The organism is Devosia rhizoryzae, from assembly GCF_016698665.1.
Taxonomy (GTDB): domain Bacteria; phylum Pseudomonadota; class Alphaproteobacteria; order Rhizobiales; family Devosiaceae; genus Devosia; species Devosia rhizoryzae.
In genome coordinates, this window is sequence record NZ_CP068046.1 from 77,448 (window position 1) to 96,204 (window position 18,757).

At 61.7% G+C, this 18,757-nt stretch carries 17 protein-coding genes; 4 read left to right on the plus strand and 13 right to left on the minus strand.

The genetic code is table 11. The features are described from left to right. Window positions 1–187 precede the first annotated feature (187 nt). The 4 genes from JI748_RS00345 to JI748_RS00360 all read right to left on the minus strand — a co-directional run bounded on the left by JI748_RS00345 (window position 188) and on the right by JI748_RS00360 (window position 2,946). Window positions 188–1,576: a TRAP transporter large permease gene (locus tag JI748_RS00345; RefSeq protein ID WP_201633748.1), complete on the minus strand. Its 1,389-nt coding sequence runs from the start codon at window positions 1,574–1,576 to the stop codon at window positions 188–190. Further along, on the minus strand, window positions 1,576–2,139 hold the full coding sequence (locus tag JI748_RS00350) for a TRAP transporter small permease subunit (RefSeq protein ID WP_201633751.1): 564 nt from the start codon (window positions 2,137–2,139) through the stop codon (window positions 1,576–1,578). Before JI748_RS00350 ends, JI748_RS00345 begins: the two co-directional genes overlap by 1 nt. Before the next feature lie 138 nt (window positions 2,140–2,277). After that, complete coding sequence (locus JI748_RS00355; protein WP_201633754.1) at window positions 2,278–2,517, minus strand: hypothetical protein; 240 nt, start codon at window positions 2,515–2,517, stop codon at window positions 2,278–2,280. Window positions 2,518–2,679: 162 nt separating this feature from the next. Continuing rightward, window positions 2,680–2,946, minus strand: coding sequence for a hypothetical protein (locus JI748_RS00360; RefSeq protein WP_201633757.1), 267 nt, complete (start codon window positions 2,944–2,946; stop codon window positions 2,680–2,682). A gap of 358 nt (window positions 2,947–3,304) precedes the next feature. Here JI748_RS00360 and JI748_RS00365 point away from each other — a divergent pair, with 358 nt between their 5' ends. Further along, window positions 3,305–4,927, plus strand: coding sequence for an ABC-F family ATP-binding cassette domain-containing protein (locus tag JI748_RS00365; protein WP_201633759.1), 1,623 nt, complete (start codon window positions 3,305–3,307; stop codon window positions 4,925–4,927). A 158-nt stretch (window positions 4,928–5,085) separates the two neighbouring features. Then, window positions 5,086–5,403, plus strand: a complete 318-nt coding sequence (locus JI748_RS00370; protein WP_201633762.1) for a hypothetical protein — start codon at window positions 5,086–5,088, stop codon at window positions 5,401–5,403. Here the strand turns inward: JI748_RS00370 and JI748_RS00375 are convergent. After that, window positions 5,390–6,013 (minus strand): LuxR C-terminal-related transcriptional regulator, encoded by a 624-nt coding sequence (locus JI748_RS00375; RefSeq protein WP_201633765.1) that lies wholly within the window; start codon window positions 6,011–6,013, stop codon window positions 5,390–5,392. The genes JI748_RS00370 and JI748_RS00375 overlap by 14 nt on opposite strands. A 161-nt stretch (window positions 6,014–6,174) precedes the next feature. Here JI748_RS00375 and JI748_RS00380 point away from each other — a divergent pair, with 161 nt between their 5' ends. Continuing rightward, window positions 6,175–7,125 carry a carbohydrate kinase family protein gene (locus JI748_RS00380; RefSeq protein WP_201633767.1) on the plus strand — a complete coding sequence of 317 codons (951 nt, stop codon included), beginning with the start codon at window positions 6,175–6,177 and terminating at the stop codon, window positions 7,123–7,125. On the opposite strand, the gene JI748_RS00385 is transcribed toward JI748_RS00380, so the two are convergent. The 4 genes from JI748_RS00385 to JI748_RS00400 form a co-directional block, all read right to left on the minus strand. Further along, complete coding sequence (locus JI748_RS00385; protein WP_201633769.1) at window positions 7,099–7,494, minus strand: hypothetical protein; 396 nt, start codon at window positions 7,492–7,494, stop codon at window positions 7,099–7,101. The genes JI748_RS00380 and JI748_RS00385 overlap by 27 nt on opposite strands. 68 nt (window positions 7,495–7,562) lie before the next feature. Then, a complete protein-coding gene (locus tag JI748_RS00390) occupies window positions 7,563–8,414 on the minus strand; it encodes a fumarylacetoacetate hydrolase family protein (protein WP_201633771.1) in 852 nt (283 codons plus the stop codon). Window positions 8,415–8,431: 17 nt separating this feature from the next. Then, window positions 8,432–8,869, minus strand: coding sequence for an RbsD/FucU family protein (locus JI748_RS00395; protein ID WP_201633773.1), 438 nt, complete (start codon window positions 8,867–8,869; stop codon window positions 8,432–8,434). Window positions 8,870–8,881: 12 nt separating this feature from the next. Beyond that, complete coding sequence (locus JI748_RS00400) at window positions 8,882–9,631, minus strand: GntR family transcriptional regulator (RefSeq protein ID WP_201633775.1); 750 nt, start codon at window positions 9,629–9,631, stop codon at window positions 8,882–8,884. A gap of 130 nt (window positions 9,632–9,761) precedes the next feature. Here JI748_RS00400 and JI748_RS00405 point away from each other — a divergent pair, with 130 nt between their 5' ends. Further along, window positions 9,762–11,312: a UxaA family hydrolase gene (locus tag JI748_RS00405; protein ID WP_407644929.1), complete on the plus strand. Its 1,551-nt coding sequence runs from the start codon at window positions 9,762–9,764 to the stop codon at window positions 11,310–11,312. A 162-nt stretch (window positions 11,313–11,474) separates the two neighbouring features. Here the strand turns inward: JI748_RS00405 and hpt are convergent, their stop codons facing one another. The 4 genes from hpt to gltB form a co-directional block, all read right to left on the minus strand. Next, window positions 11,475–12,014, minus strand: a complete 540-nt coding sequence (gene hpt / locus JI748_RS00410) for a hypoxanthine phosphoribosyltransferase (RefSeq protein ID WP_201633777.1) — start codon at window positions 12,012–12,014, stop codon at window positions 11,475–11,477. A gap of 88 nt (window positions 12,015–12,102) precedes the next feature. Then, window positions 12,103–13,530 carry a glutamate synthase subunit beta gene (locus JI748_RS00415; RefSeq protein WP_201633779.1) on the minus strand — a complete coding sequence of 476 codons (1,428 nt, stop codon included), beginning with the start codon at window positions 13,528–13,530 and terminating at the stop codon, window positions 12,103–12,105. A 4-nt stretch (window positions 13,531–13,534) separates the two neighbouring features. Further along, the gene (locus JI748_RS00420) at window positions 13,535–13,819 is read right to left on the minus strand and encodes a hypothetical protein (protein WP_201633781.1); all 285 of its coding nucleotides are present in this window, start codon (window positions 13,817–13,819) and stop codon (window positions 13,535–13,537) included. Next, window positions 13,816–18,558 carry a glutamate synthase large subunit gene (gene gltB / locus JI748_RS00425; protein ID WP_201633784.1) on the minus strand — a complete coding sequence of 1,581 codons (4,743 nt, stop codon included), beginning with the start codon at window positions 18,556–18,558 and terminating at the stop codon, window positions 13,816–13,818. The genes JI748_RS00420 and gltB overlap by 4 nt, the downstream gene beginning before the upstream one ends. Window positions 18,559–18,757 lie beyond the last annotated feature (199 nt).

Sequence of the window (18,757 nt, forward strand, 5' to 3'; positions counted from 1 at the left end):
ATCCTGACGCTCCGAGACGGCCTCCGTCTCACTCTACTACCTACCATCGAGGCGAAAGCCGTCTCGGGGCACCGTCAAATGTTCTTACCCGGAGGTTCCAGACCGACCGGCGCCTTGGCACGTCGCAACACCACAAACAAAAACGCCCCGGCGCGTGCCGGGGCGTCAGAACCAAAAGCTGATGATCCTAGTACAGCAGATCGGGCAGCGAGGTGATGAGCTGGGGGAAGAAGAACAGTGTCACGAGGCCAAGGATCTGCAGCAGCACGAAGGGAATGACGCCCTTGTAGATCATGCCGGTCGAAACACGGGAGGGAGCGACGCCGCGAAGGTAGAAGAGGGCGAAGCCAAAGGGCGGGGTGAGGAAGCTGGTCTGCAGGTTCACGCCCACCATGACGCCAAGCCAGATCGGGTCAACATCGAGCGCCAGAAGCACCGGAGCGGTGATCGGAATGACGATGAAGATGATCTCGAAGGTGTCGAGGATAAAACCCAAGAGGAACATTACCAGCATGACGATGATGATGGCACCAACGGCGCCGCCCGGCATGGACGAGAGGAATTCATGCACCAGATTGTCGCCGCCCATCATACGGAAGACGACGGAAAACACTGCAGCACCGAACAGGATGATGAAGACCATCGAGGTGATGGTGGCGGTGGAGATGACGGCCTGCTTGAGGATCGAAAAGCTCAACCGGCGACGCAGTGCTGCCAGCAGCAGTGCACCGACAGAGCCCACCGAAGCGGCTTCAGTAGGAGTTGCGATGCCGGCAAGGATCGACCCCAGAACCGCAAGGATCAACAGCAGCGGCGGGATAAGGGCAACCACGACTTCGCGCAGCAGACCCGCACGTTCAGATTCCGGCACCGGGGTGGCGGGAGCCGATTGCGGATCTCGCCAGGCCTTGAAGATGACGTATGCGGCATAAAGGGCCACGAGCAGGAGGCCGGGAATGATGGCGCCGGCAAAGAGCGCACCCACCGAGACGGGCTCGGGGGCAAAATTGCCCTTCTCCATCTGCACCTGGGCGTTGATGCCCGAAAGCATGTCGCCCATGAAAATTAGGACGGTTGAGGGCGGAATGATCTGCCCCAGCGTGCCCGAGGCGCAAATAACGCCGGTGGCGAGCTTTGGATCATAGCCGGCGCGCAGCATGGCGGGCAGGGAGATCAGGCCCATGGTGACCACGGTGGCGCCGACCACGCCAGTCGAGGCGGCAAGGAGCGCGCCGACGACGATCACCGAAAGAGCAAGACCACCGCGCAGATTGCCGAAGAGCTTGCCCATGGTGAGCAGCAATTGTTCGGCAATGCCGGATCGCTCCAGCATCACGCCCATGAAGACAAAGAGCGGCACGGCGACCAGCACTTCATTGGTCATGAGGCCGATATAGCGGCCGGCCAGAGAGCCATAGTTGGAGGGGTCGTAGACGCCGAGCATCCAGCCAACGAGGCCGAAGATGATGGCGGTGCCGGCCAGCGAAAACGCGACCGGGAAGCCGAGCATGAGGACGCCGATGACGCCCACGAACATGAGGGCGGCGAGGATCTCGCCAATAAGGACGGGATCCATCAGTGAACTTCCCTTGCGTCTTCAATGGGGTAACGGAGGTCGTCCGGCAGCAGCTCTTCACGATTGGCTAAAACCAGAATGGCGCGGGCAGCCATGGCGATGCCTTGGAGACCGACCAGTACGGCGAAGGCGATGATGAAGCTTTTCAGAATGAAAAGGCCAGGCATGCCACCAATATTGGCGGAGCCTTCATGGTAGCCCCAGGAGCGTGCCACGGCAGGATAGGTGTACTGCAGGACCACATACATGAATGGCAGGAGGAAAACGACGACGCCGAAAAGATCGGCCATGGCTTTGCGGCGGATCGAGGCGGGACGATAAAAAATGTCGACCCGCACATGATCGTCGCGCAGAAGCGCGAAGCCCGCAACGCCGGTGAACATGGCACCGGCGATCCAGACGTAAAGGTCCTGAACCCAAAGGGTGGATGTGTTGAAGAAGTAGCGCTGCACCACGACGGTGAAGCAGACCAGCACACAGGCTAGTGCCAGCCACGACAAGATCTGGCCGATCAGCCAGTTAATTGCGCTGATGCCTCGCACCAGCACGGCAAGTCCCTGCACGGAACGCCCTCCCCAAATTCGTCGTTCACGCCGACTTCTTTGGGCAAATTGAACATCATCCGCAAGAGCGGTCAACCGATCGCGGCAGCAATTGTGGCGGTTTAAGCTGGGACGTTCGGCTCGTTCAGGTGTTCTGGCTCAGTGGCCGATGGCGCCATCGACCAGAGCTTCATGCAGATGGATGATCTGCTTGCGTTCAAAGGTCTGGTCGCCGACGCGCAGCATGGCGCCGCGCAGGCTTACCGGGGCGGCGTGTTCCATGGCGAAGGCGATGGCTTTGGCCGCGGAGCGGAAGTGCCGGCCGCCTTGGGCCAGGGCGGTCTGACGATCAGAGCCCAAGAAGAGTTCGCCGGGGGCGTTGAGAATGTGCGAATACATAGACGACTTTCTGCCGGCATCAGGCCGGCCGGATGGCGCGCAAGCGCCTGGGTGCGGCGCTGAGATAGCGCCAGAATGAAGCACCCACATGTCAAATGGATGATACCGTCCGGCGGCCTTCAAGGCGCACGGGAAGACGGCAAAGGAGATGCGCAAAAGCGCTCAGCGGCGGCGCGAAACCGCAATGCTGATGCTGCTGCGTTCGTTTTCAACTGCCTCTTCGGCAGACTTTGCAGCAGTGCTGGGGACGAGATCGGTTTCTTCGACGACACGCTCATTGCGCTCGTTGATAGACTGAACCCGGTAGAGAACCGGCCCTTTGTCATGGGGCAGGCAGGCGACCACTTCGCATGTGCCGGCGGGACGATTGCTGAGCCGAGGCGCAGAGCGCAGCTCCAGCAATTGGCCGATCTTGTATAGGTGCGACATGGAACGCCTTGGTTGGCAGCGCTTGCCTGAAGCATGCGCCAGTGAATAGCCGCGCAAACTTGCGCAGCCAAAACGTTTGCAGATGGAGGGAAAAACAAACATCCGCCTTGTCCGGCGGGAATGAGATCGCCAACGAGGGCAGAACGTATGGAGCACATATCGAGGCTCGTTGCGCTTTTGTCAAGTGCAAGGGGTGCCGGACGGCCTTGCGCGGCAGGGTTGAGCGTGCTTTAGGGCGCTCTTGGACGCCGAAACGAACGCGTCACCCCACGTCATTGGGTTATCCCCCGCGGTTCTGTCGCCGCTATCCTCCACCTCAAAGGAGGCAATGCCCAAGCTCGAACCTAGAAGGCCATTCATGATCCGTCTTGAAAGCATCGGCAAGCAGAACGGCAAGCAGATCGTCTTTATCGAGGCGTCGGCGGCGCTGCAGAAAGGCGAAAAGATCGGTCTGGTCGGACCAAACGGGGCAGGCAAGACGACGCTCTTCCGCATGATCACTGGCGAAGAAGCACCCGACGAGGGGCAGGTGTCCGTCGATCGTGGTGTCTCCATCGGCTATTTCAGCCAGGATGTGGGCGAGATGGGTGGCAAGCCCGTTGTCGCCGAGGTTATGAACGGCGCCGGACCCGTCAGCGAGATGATGGCCGAGATGGCTGAGCTCGAGGCGGCGATGGCCGACCCGGATCGGGCAGACGAGATGGACACCATCATCGAGCGTTATGGCGAGGTGCAGGGCCGGTTCCAGGAACTCGACGGGTATTCGCTCGATGGCCGGGCTCGCGAAGTGCTGAATGGCTTGGGCTTTTCGCAGGAGATGATGGACGGCGATGCTGGGGCCCTGTCGGGCGGCTGGAAAATGCGCGTGGCCTTGGCACGGATTCTCCTGATGCGGCCCGATGTCTTGCTGCTGGATGAGCCGAGCAACCACCTCGACCTAGAAAGCCTGATCTGGCTCGAGCAATTTTTGAAAGATTATTCGGGCGCGCTGCTGATGACCTCGCATGACCGCGAGTTCATGAACCGCATCGTCAACAAGATCCTCGAAATCGATGCCGGCACGCTGACCAGCTATACCGGCGACTACGAGTTCTACCAAAGCCAGCGCGAGATCACCGACCGCAACCAGCAGGCACAGTTCGAGCGCCAGCAAGCGATGCTGGCCAAGGAAATCGCTTTTATCGAGCGCTTCAAGGCACGGGCCAGCCATGCGGCGCAGGTGCAAAGCCGGGTCAAGAAGCTCGACAAAATCGACCGGGTGGAGCCACCGAAGCGCCGGCAGACGGTAGTGTTCGAGTTCCGGCCGGCGCCGCGCTCGGGCGAGGACATCGTGCGCGTCGAGGGCGTGCACAAGCGCTATGGCAGCCGCACCATCTATGACGGGCTGGACTTTCATGTGCGGCGGCGCGAGCGCTGGTGCATCCTCGGCGTCAATGGTGCCGGCAAATCGACGTTGTTGAAGTTGGTCGCAGGAGCGTCGGAGCCGGATGCCGGCAATGTGGCGCGGGGGCCGAGCGTCAAGATGGGCTATTTTGCCCAGCACGCCATGGACATGATCGATGGCGACCAGACCATTTTCCAGACGCTGGAAAGCAACTTTCCGCAGGCCGGACAGGCGCCGATCCGCGCGCTGGCGGGAGCATTCGGGTTTTCCGGCGACGATATCGAAAAGAAGTGCCGGGTGCTTTCAGGTGGCGAAAAGGCGCGCCTTGCCATGGCGCTGATCCTCTTCGATCCGCCGAATTTCCTCGTGCTCGACGAGCCGACCAACCATCTCGATATCCAGACCAAGCAGATGCTGATCGAGGCGCTTTCGAACTTCGAAGGCACAATGCTGTTTGTCAGCCACGACCGGCATTTTCTCGCAGCCCTTTCAAACCGGGTGCTGGAACTCACGCCAGAAGGCGTACATGCCTATGGCGGCGGCTATACCGAATATGTCGCGGCGACGGGGCAGGAAGCACCCGGATTGCGCAGCTAGCTCGGCTTTCTGAACACAATGACCAATTGGTTCTACGTAGCGTCACTCATTGACGCACCGTAATTTGTGATACGTATTTGATGTGCTTCCCGGGACGGGCGGCGCTGGGAATCGGCTTGATTCTCAGTCTCTTGCGAGCTTCTATCCTGGGAACTGCAATGATTGGCCGCTTCGTTTACATGGCCGGCGCACCCGCGGGCTATATCGTCCTGCAGATGCTGTGGCGGGACAATTTACCGATGGCGCGGGTTCGCTCGCCCGAGATCGTGGTCGACCGGCTAAGGGGCGATAGCATGGATGTCCGGCGTGAAGACGAATATATGAGCCTGCCGGTCGCGCTGGGTTATGGGGTGCTGCTGGCAGCCCTTTCCGGCGCCGGCATGGTTCTTTCCGGTGACCGCAGCGTTTGGCCCGACGAGTGGGGCGAGATGATGGATGCACAGCCGGTGAGCCTCGCCTGGGCTAGATCTCGTTAAGGCGAACCGCCCGCACCACGGTGTGAACCCGATTGAGACCACCAAGCTTGGTGCCGGCATTGGCAACATGGCTTTCCACCGTACGCCGGGTAATGCCCAAGGCTTCGGCGACAGCCTCGCTGCTCTTGCCCTCAGCCAGAAGGCGCAGCACGTCGCGTTCGCGGTCGCTTAGCTCCTTGTAAGCGGGTCCGCGCTGCACAAGGCCGCGCAGCTGGTCGTGCTCGATGGGAAAGGTGGTGCCGAAAAAGCCCTGGAAGAGCCCATTGTCACTGAACTTGGGCAGACCCACGGCCCAGGCCAAGGTGTAGCTGCCATCGGGGCGGATCAGGCGATAGGCAACGCCATAGGCGGACTGGGTGTCGGTCGCGTTGAAAAAGGCCTGGCGGACGTTCATCAGGTCATCTGGATGAAGGGCCATTAACCAGTTGAAGCCAAGTCCCGTACCGGGATTCATGCCAGTAAAACGGTACCATTCCGGGCTCATGTAGAAGCAATGCCCGTCCACATCCGTGGCCCAGGCCATGAGGGAAGTGCCTTCAGTAACGGCCTTGAAATGCTGCCGCTCCGGTGTCCAAAGATGGACAGTAGGCTTATGATCTATAATGGTCATAGAATAGTCTTTGTTGACGATTGTCCCTCGTCACCCATCCGGTTACCGGATTCTCTGATACACTGGAAGAGAAAATCCTTAACTCAGGTTACACATCTCGGTGCTGGTGAGCATGGGGGCAAAATGCTATTGGCACGCGCGAGAGGCGAGGGGGACACTCGATGTTTGTTGTTGGCGGCGAAAGCCTGATCGATTTGGTGCCCGGGAGCGACGGGGCACGTGTTGCCCATGCCGGAGGATCGCCGTTCAACTGCGCCATTGCCTTACGCAAGCTGGGCAATGATGTTGGGTTTTTGTGCCCGATCAGCCAGGATGAATATGGCGACCTGCTGCTGACGCCGCTTGCCGAAGCGGGGGTCTCGGTGCTGCTTGAGGCGCGCGTGGCGGCACCGACCACCAAAGCGATCGTCAGCTTCAATGAGCGGATGCAGGCGTCCTATGTCTTCGAGCGCGGAGCCGATCGGGCGTTTTCGCGGGATGGGCTGATGGCGGCTCTGCCGGGGGCAATCGAGCTTTATCAGATCGGCGGATTTTGCCCGATCCTGCCAGAGGATGCGGCGGTGTGGAGCGACGTGGTGAAATCCGCCATCGGGCGCGGCGCGACGGTGTCGTTCGACATTAATGTGCGCGAGAAGCTGGTGGACGACGAGGCTGGCTATCGCGAGCGGCTAGGGCATTTTCTTGATCTCGCCCATATCATCAAGCTCAGCGAGGAAGACCACGAGTGGCTCCATCCGGGCCAAAGCATCGAGAGCCATGCCGATGCGCTTCTGGAGCGGCCCAATTGCGAGCTGGTTGTGGTGACGCTGGGCGAAGGCGGGTCGCGGGCATTTACGCGTGAGGCCAGCGCGGTGGCGCCCATCTACAAGCCGGCCGTATTTGGCGACACAGTTGGTGCGGGCGATAGCCTCATGGCGGGCATTCTCACCTGGCTTGAGGAAGCAGTGTCCCTGCGGCCGGAGGCCCTGATGGCGCTGAGCGAGGGTCAGCTCGGCCGAATGCTGGGTTTTGGCGCGGTCGTGGCAGGGATCAATTGCGGCCGCAAAGGCTGCCAGCCACCCAGCCGCGCGGAGGTGGATGCGGTGTTAGCCTGGGTCAGGCCAGGTTCCTGACCAGAACTCGGTGGCGGCTTCATCGAACTCACTGCCTGTCACCATGCCGATGACGTCCGTAAAGGTGGCGTCCGACACTTCGAACATTCCCGCCCCAGCGGGATTGTCCTGACGGAACGTGGCGACCTGGGGAAAATTCCGGATGGAGCCGATAAGGGCAAGTGTTTCGTGCCCCTCGGATGTGAAGCCTTGGAGCATGCCGAGCGCGATGAAGCCCTGATGGAGGGGAGCGCCGATATTGGCGACCAGGATTGGGTCGCCAATACGGCTCGAGAAGTTCAGCTCGTCTCGAAAGGTGCTGGGCAAGGACACGGTTTCACCCTCGGGAAGGATGCGGTCCTGATGGATGAAGATTGCCAGCTTGGACAAAGGCGAGCCCCGGTATAGAGGCTCAGCCTTAGCGTGATTATCCGAATGGATAAACTACCTATGTGCGGTCATGCGCTGTAAGCGCGCACGGTCTGACGCTGTTCGCCCAAGCCTTCGATGCCCAGATGCATGACGTTGCCGGGTTTGAGCCAGACGGGCTCGGGCTTGATGCCCATGCCAACGCCGGGCGGGGTGCCGGTGGTGATGACGTCGCCGGGCTGGAGGCTCATGAACTGGCTGACATAAGAGACGATCTTTTCGACGCCGAAAATCATCGTCTTGGTGGAGCCGTTCTGGTAGCGGTGGCCGTCGACTTCAAGCCACATGGATAGGTTCTGTGGATCGGCGACCTCGTCCTTGGTGACGAGCCAGGGGCCGATCGGGCCGAAAGTGTCGGCGCCCTTGCCCTTGTCCCAGGTGCCGCCGCGCTCGGTCTGGAAGTGGCGTTCGGAGACGTCGTTACAGACGCAATAACCAGCCACGTGGTCCAGCGCATCGGCTTCCTCGACATAGCGGGCTTCCTTGCCGATCACGATGGCGAGCTCGACTTCCCAGTCGGGCTTGATGGCGTTCTTGGGAATGATCACATCGTCATTGGGGCCGATGATGGCGCTGGTCGCCTTCATGAAGATGATCGGTTCTTCAGGAATCTTGGCGCCGGTTTCGGCGGCGTGGTCGGCATAGTTGAGGCCGATGCAGATGAACTTGCCGACATTGGCGACGCAGGGCCCGATGCGTTCGCTAGCACTCAGCTCAGGCAGCGCGGCAATGTCGGTGGCGCGGATACTGGCCAGACCTTCGTCGAGAAGCGTTGTGCCGCCAATATCGGGAACAATGCCGGACAGATCGCGAATGGTGCCGTCATCGGCGAGGATGGCGGGCTTTTCGGCGCCCTTGGCACCGACGCGGAGCAGTTTCATGCTTGGTCCTTCTTGGGTTAGGCGGCAGAGGGGCGAATGATGCCCTTCTTGAGAATGATGTTGGCGTAGAGCCGGCTTTCGCCGGTCTGGATGACGGCTGCAGCTTTGCGGGCGCGGTCGTAAAAAGCGAAGCGCTCGATGGTGGTGAAGGACATCTTCGGCTCGTGCCGGGTGATGATGTCCTGAAATGCGTCATAGATCGGTTCGCGCGCATCGGGATCGCCGACCACGGCCATGCCGATGGCGGCTTCGTCCACGAATTCATCGAGCGGCATGACGGTGAGCACGGCTTCGAGCATGTCCGTTGCCGAAATGCCATCGGCGCGCATGGTCAGCGGTCCCAGAAATTCGGCCGGGAAATTGGCGTCGGCGATGACGATTTCGTCGCCATGGCCCATGGCACGAAGCGTCGACAGCAGTTCGGGGCCGAGCAGGGGCGGGATGTTCTTGAGCATGATGTTGTCCGGTCAACCGAAGGGGAAGTCGTTGGTGTCGGCGGCAAAATCAGCGCCGTCGGCGAAGAGCTCGGGATGTTCCTGAGCAAAGGCGAAAAGCTCGACCATTACAGCGTCGATGTGAGCGCGGATGGCTGCCATGGCCATGGCGGTGTCGGCGGCAAGAATGCCATCGAAGATCGCCTGGTGCTCGCTGATGGTGTGGGCAAGGCGGCGGGGCGTGATGATCAGGCGACGGGCGCGATCGAGATTGGCGCGGGCCCGGTCGATGATGGACTTGACCTTGGTCAGGCGCATGCCGCGAAAAATGATGTCGTGAAAATCGACGTCCACGCCATGGAAGGTTTCGGCATCGTCGCGGGACGCGGCTTCGCGTTGCGCCGCCATGTTGGCATGAAGGCTGTCGATGACCTCGGCGTCGTGCCGGCCGATCAACACGCGCAACGCTTCTGACTCAAGGCCTTTGCGGATCAGCATATATTCGCGCACGTCGGCAATCTTGACGAGGGACACGGTCGTGCCGCGCTGCGGGGCGATGTCGACGAGACCTTCATCGGCCAGACGCGCCAAGGCTTCGCTGACCGGGAAGCGCGAAACGCCGAGCTGGGTGCAGAGCGCGGACTTGTCGAGCATGGCTCCCGGCGGCAAGGCGAGCGTCACGATAGCGTCGCGCAAGGTATTGGTCACGTCGACGGTCACGCTGCCGCGCGCAAAGGTGCCGGCGGGTGGCAGAAATTGATAAGGACCGGCTTCCGTTTTCATGCTAACATGTTAGTCAGAGCGACGCTGAATAACAAGCCGATGTTCCCCATTTGCGTTCGCCAATCCGGGGCAGCATTCGGCACGTTGCGATGCGAACCGCATTCCACTGGCCCCTGGAACATCGACCACAATGACCGACATCATGACCCGCCCCGAGGGCAAGACACTGGTGCTGAACGCGCTCGACAATATCGCCGTGGCGCTCAGCAATCTCGATGTGGGAACGCCGACGCAGCAGGGCGTCAATGTCGTGCGGCGCGTGCCCAAGGGGCACAAGTTCGCCACGCGGCCGATCATGGCGGGCGAAGCGGTCCGCAAGTTCGGGCAGATCATCGGCTTTGCGAAGGAAGCGATCATTCCCGGCGACTGGGTGCATGAGCACAATTGCGGGATGGGCGGCGCCGACGGCACCTTGCACCACGACTATGCCTTTGCCGAAGGCGCCGTGCCGGTGAACTTCCTGCCGATCGAGCAGCGGGCGACATTCGAGGGCTACCGCCGTGCCAACGGGTCGGTGGGAACGCGCAATTTCATCGGCATTCTGACCTCGGTCAATTGCTCGGCGACGGTGGCAAAATTCGTCGCCGAAGCGATCAACCGCTCGGGGATCCTCGAGGACTATCCAGAGATCGACGGCGTCGTGCCCTTTGTGCATGGCACGGGCTGCGGAATGGAGTCGCGCGGCGAGGGCTTCGATATTTTGAAGCGTACGCAGTGGGGCTACACGTCCAACCCCAATCTGGGCGCTGCCCTGCTGGTCGGCCTCGGCTGCGAAGTGTTCCAGATCGGGCGGATGAAGGAGCTTTACGGCATCGAAGAGGGCGACGCCTTCCAGTCGATGACCATCCAGGAGCGCGGTGGCACCAAACGGATGATCGAGTGGGGTGTTGAAAAGGTCAAGGAAATGCTGCCTGTCGCCGCGGCGGCGCGCCGGACGACGGTGGATGCAAGCGAGCTGACGCTGGCGCTGCAATGCGGCGGGTCGGATGGCTATTCGGGCATCACCGCCAACCCGGCGCTTGGCTATGCAGCGGACATTCTGGTGCGCAATGGCGGCACCGCGATCCTCTCGGAAACGCCGGAAATCTATGGCGCCGAGCACCTTCTTACTCGCCGTGCAGCATCACGCGAAGTGGGCGAGAAGCTGATCAGCCGGATTAAGTGGTGGGAGGATTACACCCAGCGCAATCATGGCGAAATGAACAACAATCCCTCGCCGGGCAACAAGCTGGGCGGGTTGACGACGATCCTCGAGAAATCGCTCGGTGCAGCGGCCAAGGGCGGAACCACGCCGCTGACTGCGGTCTATGAATATGCCGAGAAGGTCACTGAAAAGGGGTTCGTGTTCATGGACACGCCGGGCTTCGATCCAGTGTCGGCGACCGGGCAGGTGGCAGGTGGCGCCAATGTCCTCGCCTTCACCACGGGGCGCGGTTCGGCTTATGGCTGCAAGCCCGTCCCCTCGATCAAGCTCGCGACGAACTCGGATGTTTATGCGCGGATGACCGACGACATGGACATCAATTGCGGCGACATCGTCGAGGGCGTGAGCATCGAGGAGAAGGGCCGGCAAATCTTCGACCTGATGTTGCGGGTCGCGTCGGGGGAGCGGACGAAGTCGGAAGAGCTGGGCTATGGCGACAATGAGTTTGTGCCGTGGCAGGTTGGGGCGGTGATGTAGGGCAATCTTCCTTCTCCCCTTGCGGGAGAAGGTGCCCGTAGGGCGGATGAGGGGTTCGGGCCTGTCTCGACACTCGACTTCATGGAGAGGGCCATACCCCTCATCCGTCTCGCGCTGTGCGCGATCCACCTTCTCCCGCAAGGGGAGAAGGGAAGGTGGGGGCTACTCCAAAAACCGGACCTTGCCGATATGGGCGAGGTTACGGTTGCGCTGGGCGTAGTCGATGCCGTAGCCGACGACGAATTCGTCTGGAATGTCGAAGCCGATCCATTTTGCCGGAACATGCGCCTCGCGGCGGGATGGCTTGTTGAGGAGGGCGCAGACTTCCATGCGGCGGGGGTGTCTGGTCTCGAGGATTTCGAGCACGTGCTTGAGCGTGTGGCCGGTATCGATGATGTCTTCGACCACCAACACATCGCGGTCGGCGATCTCGCCGCGCAGGTCCTTGAGAATGCGCACTTCGCGGCTCGATTCCATGGCATCGCCATAGGAGGAGGCTTCGAGGAAATCGACTTCCACCGGCAGATCGATCTCGCGCACCAGGTCGGCGATGAAGATGAACGAACCGCGGAGGAGGCCCACGACGACGAGCTTGTCGGTGTCGGCGAAATGGGTGGAAATGTCTCGGGCCAGGCCCTCGACGCGGGCGGCGATGGCTTTGGCGGAGATTAGCTCGTCGACGGTGTAGGGGGCTTGGGGCATCGCTGGTCCGAGGGAATCGAGTCTGCGGGACAATACCCCCACCTAGCCTCCCCCTGATAGGGGGAGGGACAGATCAAGTTTGTGGCGATCAGCGAGGAAGGGCCGTTTTACCCATGAGGTCGAGGTCGATCGAGCGGGCAGCCTGCCGGCCTTCCCGGATGGCCCAGACGACGAGGGACTGACCGCGGCGCATGTCGCCGGCGGCATAGACCTTGGGGACGGTGGTGCGGTAGCTTATCGTGTCGGCGAAGAGATTGCCGCGCTTGTCATAGTCGGCACCCAGCTCGGTCAGCATGCCTTCCTGGACCGGGCCGGCAAAGCCGATGGCGAGGAGCACGAGGTCGGCCTTGATGATGAATTCGGAGCCGGGGATGGCGACGCGCTTGCGGTCGACGCGGGCGCATTCGACGCCGGTCACCTGACCCTTGGCATTGCCGACGATCTTCATCGTGCCGGCAGAAAATTCGCGGATGGCGCCTTCGGCCTGGGAGGACGAGGTGCGCATCTTGACCGCCCAGTTGGGCCAATTGGTGAGCTTGTTTTCAAGCTCGGGCGGCATAGGGCGGACGTCGAGCTGGGTGACGGCAATCGCCCCCTGGCGGAACGATGTGCCGACGCAGTCGGAGGCCGTGTCACCGCCACCGACGACGACGACATGCTTGCCGGCAGCGGTCAGCTGGAATTGGTCGGAAACGTCTTCGCCACCGACGCGACGGTTCTGCTGCACGAGGAAGGGCATGGCGAAGTGGACGCCATGGTAGTCGAGGCCTTCCACATCGACGGGGCGCGGCTTTTCGGCGCCGCCGGTCAGCAGGACGGCATCATGGTCGCGCTTCAGATAGGAGAGCTTGTGGGTGACGCCGATATTGGCGCCATAGTGGAAGGTGACGCCTTCGGCTTCCATCTGGCTGACGCGGAAGTCGATATGGTCCTTTTCCATCTTGAAGTCGGGGATGCCGTAGCGAAGGAGGCCACCGGCCTTGGGCTCGCGCTCATAAAGATGGACTTCGTGACCGGCGCGGGCCAGCTGCTGGGCTGCAGCCATGCCGGCGGGACCGGCACCGACAACGGCGACCTTCTTGCCGGTCGAGGCTTCGGGCGTTGCGGGCTTTACCCAGCCATTGCGGATGGCCTTGTCGGCGATGGCCTGTTCCACCGTCTTGATGGCGACGGGGGTGTCCTCGAGATTGAGGGTACAGGCTTCCTCGCAGGGCGCGGGGCAGATGCGGCCGGTAAACTCAGGAAAATTGTTGGTGGAATGGAGGTTGCGCGAGGCTTCCTCCCAATCGCCGTTATAAACGAGGTCGTTCCAGTCCGGGATCTGGTTATGGACCGGGCAACCGGTATCGCCATGGCAGAACGGAATGCCGCAATCCATGCAGCGGGCGGCCTGATCGGCGACGCGTCCTTCGGACATAGGGATGATGAATTCGCCGAAATGGCGAATGCGATCGGAAGCGGGTTCATAGCGCGCTTCTTCGCGTTCGATCTCGAGAAAGCCTGTAACTTTACCCATAGGACTACTCCCTCGCTTCGCGGCATTCGACGGCGGAAACCCGCCAGCCGACGAGGTCCGGATGATTTTCAGGATTGGACAATTGCCGCACCAGCATGTCGCCGGCACCCGCATTAAGCGCTTCGCGGCAATCGAACATGCTCATGGCGCGCTGCTGAAGACGGGCTTCAACCGGCTTGAACTGTCCCTGGGCGTTCTTGAACATGATCCAGACGATGGCATCGGCATAGGACGGTGCGGCCAGGCCAAAGAACAGCGCAACACCGAGCAACATAGGCTTCAAATTCATTGCGCTAACTCCCCTGCCGCCACGTAGCCGCCGGTCGACCGCTTCTTTTCCATTTCTAGGATGGCGCGGCGGTACTCGACTGGCATGACCTTGACGAATTTTGGCCGCATCTCGACCCAGTTGTCGAGGATGGCCTTGGCTTTGGTCGAGCCGGTGTAGTGCAGGTGATTGGAAATCAGCTGATGCAGGCGCTCGTCGTCGTGCTTGGTCATGTCGCCCGAGATGTCTACGCGGCCATGCCATTCGAGGTCGTTGCCGTGGTGGTGCAGCTTGCGCATGAGCTGCTCTTCTTCCTCGACCGGTTCGAGATCGACCATGGCGAGGTTGCAGCGCGAGCGGAAGGTTTCGTCTTCGTCGAGGACGTAGGCGACGCCGCCACTCATGCCGGCGGCGAAGTTGCGGCCGGTGGGGCCGATGACGACGACGAGGCCGCCGGTCATGTATTCGCAGCCATGGTCGCCCGTGCCTTCGACCACGGCGATGGCGCCGGAGTTGCGGACGGCGAAGCGTTCGCCGGCGACGCCGCGGGCATAGAGTTCACCGGCGGTGGCGCCATAAAGGACGGTGTTGCCGACGATGATCGACTTGGACGGCTCGAACTGCACCTTCTCGGACGGGCGCACGACAATGCGGCCGCCGGAAAGGCCCTTGCCGACATAGTCGTTGGCGTCGCCGATCATGTCGATCGAGATGCCCTTGGCGAGGAAGGCGCCGAAGGCCTGGCCGGCCGTGCCGCGCAGGGTGATCGAGACCGTGTCCTCGGGCAGGCCGTCATGGCCGTACTTCTTGGCAAGGGCGCCCGACAGCATGGCGCCAGCGGAGCGATCGCGCGAACGGATCGGCAGCTCGATCTGCACGGCGGTGCCGTGTTCGAGGGCGGACTTGGCGAGTTCGACGAGCTTTCGGTCGAGCACGGTTTCAAGGTGATGGTCCTGGCGCTCGGACTGGAACAGCGTGTCGCCGCCGATGGGCTCTGGCTTGAAGAAGACCTTGGAGAGGTCGAGGCCGAAGCTCTTCCAGTGATCGTCGGCGCGGCGCTGATCAAGAAGATCGGAGCGGCCGATGATGTCGTTGAGTGTGCGGGCACCGAGCTCGGCCATCAAGCCACGCAGTTCTTCGGCGACGAAGAAGAAGTAGTTGATGACGTGTTCGGGCGTGCCCTTGAAGCGCTTGCGCAGCACCGGGTCCTGGGTGGCGACGCCGACGGGGCAGGTGTTGAGGTGGCACTTGCGCATCATGATGCAGCCGGCCGCGATCAATGGCGCGGTCGAAAAACCGAACTCGTCGGCGCCGAGGAGGGCACCGATCAGCACGTCGCGGCCCGTCTTGAGACCGCCATCGACCTGGAGCTTGACGCGGCTGCGGAGGCGGTTGAGCACCAGGGTCTGGTGGGTCTCGGCAAGGCCGATCTCCCAGGGTCCGCCGGCATGCTTGAGCGAGGTCAGCGGCGACGCGCCGGTGCCACCATCATAGCCGGAAATCACGATGTGATCAGCGCGCGCCTTGGCGACGCCGGCGGCAACGGTGCCGACGCCGACTTCGGAGACGAGCTTGACCGAGATGTCGGCCTGCTCATTGACGTTCTTGAGGTCGTAGATGAGCTGGGCGAGATCTTCAATGGAATAGATGTCGTGGTGCGGCGGGGGCGAGATGAGGCCGACGCCGGGGGTGGAGTGGCGCGTCTTGGCGACGATCCAATCGACCTTGTGGCCGGGCAATTGGCCGCCTTCGCCGGGCTTGGCACCCTGCGCGACCTTGATCTGGATCTGGTCGGAATTGACCAGATATTCGGTGGTGACGCCAAAGCGACCGGACGCGACCTGCTTGATGGCGGAGCGCAGCGGGTTGGGCGAGCCATCTGGCAGGGGCTTGTAGCGATCGGGTTCTTCGCCGCCTTCACCGGTATTGGACTTGCCGCCGATCTTGTTCATGGCGATGGCAAGCGTCGTATGGGCTTCGCGGCTGATCGAGCCGAAGCTCATGGCCCCGGTGACGAAGCGCTTGACGATCTCGGCGGCGGGCTCGACCTGGTCGAGCTCAATGGCTTCGCCGAAGGGGCGGATGTCAAACAGGTGGCGGATGGCGAGGTAGCCGTTTTCGCCCGAGTTTACACGCGCGGCGTAGCTTTCGTAGCGGGTGAGGGCGGTTTCTGGGCTTTCGTCGGCAGTGCGCACGGCGTGCTGGAGATCAGCCACGACGTCCGGGCTCCAGGCGTGCTTTTCGCCGCGGATGCGATAGGCATATTCACCACCGATATCGAGCGCCTTGCGCAGAACAATGTCGTCGCCAAAGGCGTCGGCATGGCGGCGCACCGTTTCCTCGGCAACTTCGACGAGGCCTGCGCCTTCGATGGAGGTCGCGGTGCCGAAGAAGTACTTCTGCACGAAGTCCGAGTTTAGGCCGATGGCGTCGAAGATCTGGGCACCGCAATAGCTCTGGTAGGTCGAGATGCCCATCTTGGACATGACCTTGAGGAGGCCCTTACCGACCGACTTGATGTAGCGGTAGACCACTTCATCGGCCGACACCTCGGGCGGATATTCGCCTTCGGCATGAAGGGCCGCCAGGGCCTCGAAGGCGAGGTAGGGGTTGATGGCTTCGGCGCCGTAGCCGGCCAGCATGGCGAAGTGGTGCATCTCGCGGGCTTCGCCGGTTTCGACGACGAGACCGGACGAGGTGCGGAGGCCCTTGCGGATCAGGTGATGGTGGACGGCAGCAGTCGCCAGCAGTGCCGGGATGGCAATGCGATCGGCGGCGACGAGGCGGTCGCTCAGAATGATGATGTTGTATTCGCCACGGACGGCGGCTTCTGCCACTTCGCAGAGGTCGCTCAGCGCCTTCTCCATCCCTTCCGCGCCTTGGCTGGCATGGTAGGTGATGTCGAGGGTGCGGGTCTTGAACTGATTGTCTTCCATGTCCCCGATGCCACGGATCTTTTCGAGATCGGGGTTGGTGAGAATGGGCTGGCGCACTTCAAGGCGCTTCTCGCGGGACGAGCCTTCAAGGTCGAAGATGTTGGGACGCGGGCCGATGAAGGAGACGAGCGACATCACCGATTCCTCGCGGATCGGATCGATCGGCGGGTTGGTGACCTGGGCGAAGTTCTGCTTGAAATAGGTGTAAAGCAGCTTGCTCTTGTTGGAGAGCGCCGAGATGGGCGTATCGGTGCCCATGGAGCCGACGGCTTCCTGGCCGGTCGTGGCCATCGGCGCCATCAGGATCTTGATGTCTTCCTGGGTGTAGCCGAAGGCCTGCATGCGATCGAGCAGCGACTCCGAGGTGGACGGCGCCTTGGGCTCGGTTTCGGGCAGATCTTCGAGGACGATCTGGCTGCGAGCGAGCCACTCGGCGTAGGGGTTCTTGGTGGCAAGCGTGCGCTTGATCTCGTCGTCCGAGATGATGCGGCCTTCTTCGAGGTCGATCAGCAGCATGCGGCCGGGCTGAAGGCGCCAGCGTTCGACGATGTCTTCGTCCGGAATATCGAGCACGCCGGATTCGGACGCCAGAACGACGTGACCTTCCTTGGTGACGAGGTAGCGCGCCGGGCGAAGGCCATTGCGGTCAAGGGTGGCGACGACATAGCGGCCGTCGGAAAGCGACATGGCGGCGGGGCCGTCCCATGGCTCCATAAGGGCGGCGTGATATTCGTAGAAGCTGCGGCGCTGTTCATCCATCAACGGGTTGCCGGCCCAGGCTTCGGGGATCAGCATCATTGCCGCGTGGGGCAGCGAATAGCCGCCACGCACGAGGAATTCGAGCGCGTTGTCGAAGCAGGCGGTGTCGGACTGGCCCTCATAGGAGATCGGCCAGATTTTGGTGATGTCGTCGCCAAAAAGCGGGCTGGAGACCGACGCCTGGCGGGCCGCCATCCAGTTGACGTTGCCACGGATGGTGTTGATCTCACCATTGTGGGTGGTCATGCGGTAGGGGTGGGCGAGCTTCCAGGAGGGAAAGGTGTTGGTCGAGAAGCGTTGGTGCACGAGGGCAATGGCGGACTCGAAGCGGTCGTCGTGCAGGTCAGTATAGAAGGAGCCGAGCTGGTCGGCGAGGAACATGCCCTTATAGACCAGGGTGCGCGCCGACATGGAGACGACATAAAAACCGTTGTCGGAATTGGACTCCGGCACTTCGGCGTAGACGGTGTTGGAGATGACCTTGCGGACGATCAGCAGCTTGCGCTCGAACTCGTCCAGCGTCAGCCCGTCGGGCCGGCGGATAACCATCTGTTCGATCACCGGCTGGGTGGCTATGACGCCGCGGCTCAGCTTGCCGTTGTTGGTCGGCACGATGCGCTCGCCGAGAAGCTCGAGGCCTTCGCCCTCCAGGCAGCGGCGAATGACGGCGGCGCAACGATCGCGCAGACCTTCCACATTGGGGTAGAAGATCATGGCAACGGCATAGCCGTGCTTGTCGGGAATGGCGAAGGGCAGGACCTTCTGGAAGAAGGCGTGCGGGGTCTGCACCAGAATCCCAGCGCCATCGCCCATCAACGGATCGGCGCCCACGGCACCGCGATGCTCGAGGTTCTCGAGAATTTCGAGACCCTTTTCGACCACTTCGTGGCTGGGCTTGTTCTTGATGTTGGCGATCATGCCGATGCCGCAGGCATCGTGCTCGTTGGCGGGGTCGTAGAGGCCTTGAGCCTGCGGGCGGCCATCGACGCGCTTGCCGTTCAAGATCAAGGTTTTGGTCTTGGCAGTGCTCGTCTGGGCGGGAGTTCCGGTCCGTTCGTATGCCATGGCTTTACCTCGTTTGTTCGGCGCCCTTTACGGGCTATTGCTTTGTCGTGGCGCATCCTTGAAGACCGGCATTCCGGCGGCTGGATGCTCTCTTTTCCTCTAGGGCGCAGAGCTCTGTGCGGGTCGTACTACAGGGTACGGCTCGGATGAGCAACTTCGACCTTTTTGTGGGGAGCGGCACTGCATCCAAATGGCCGCT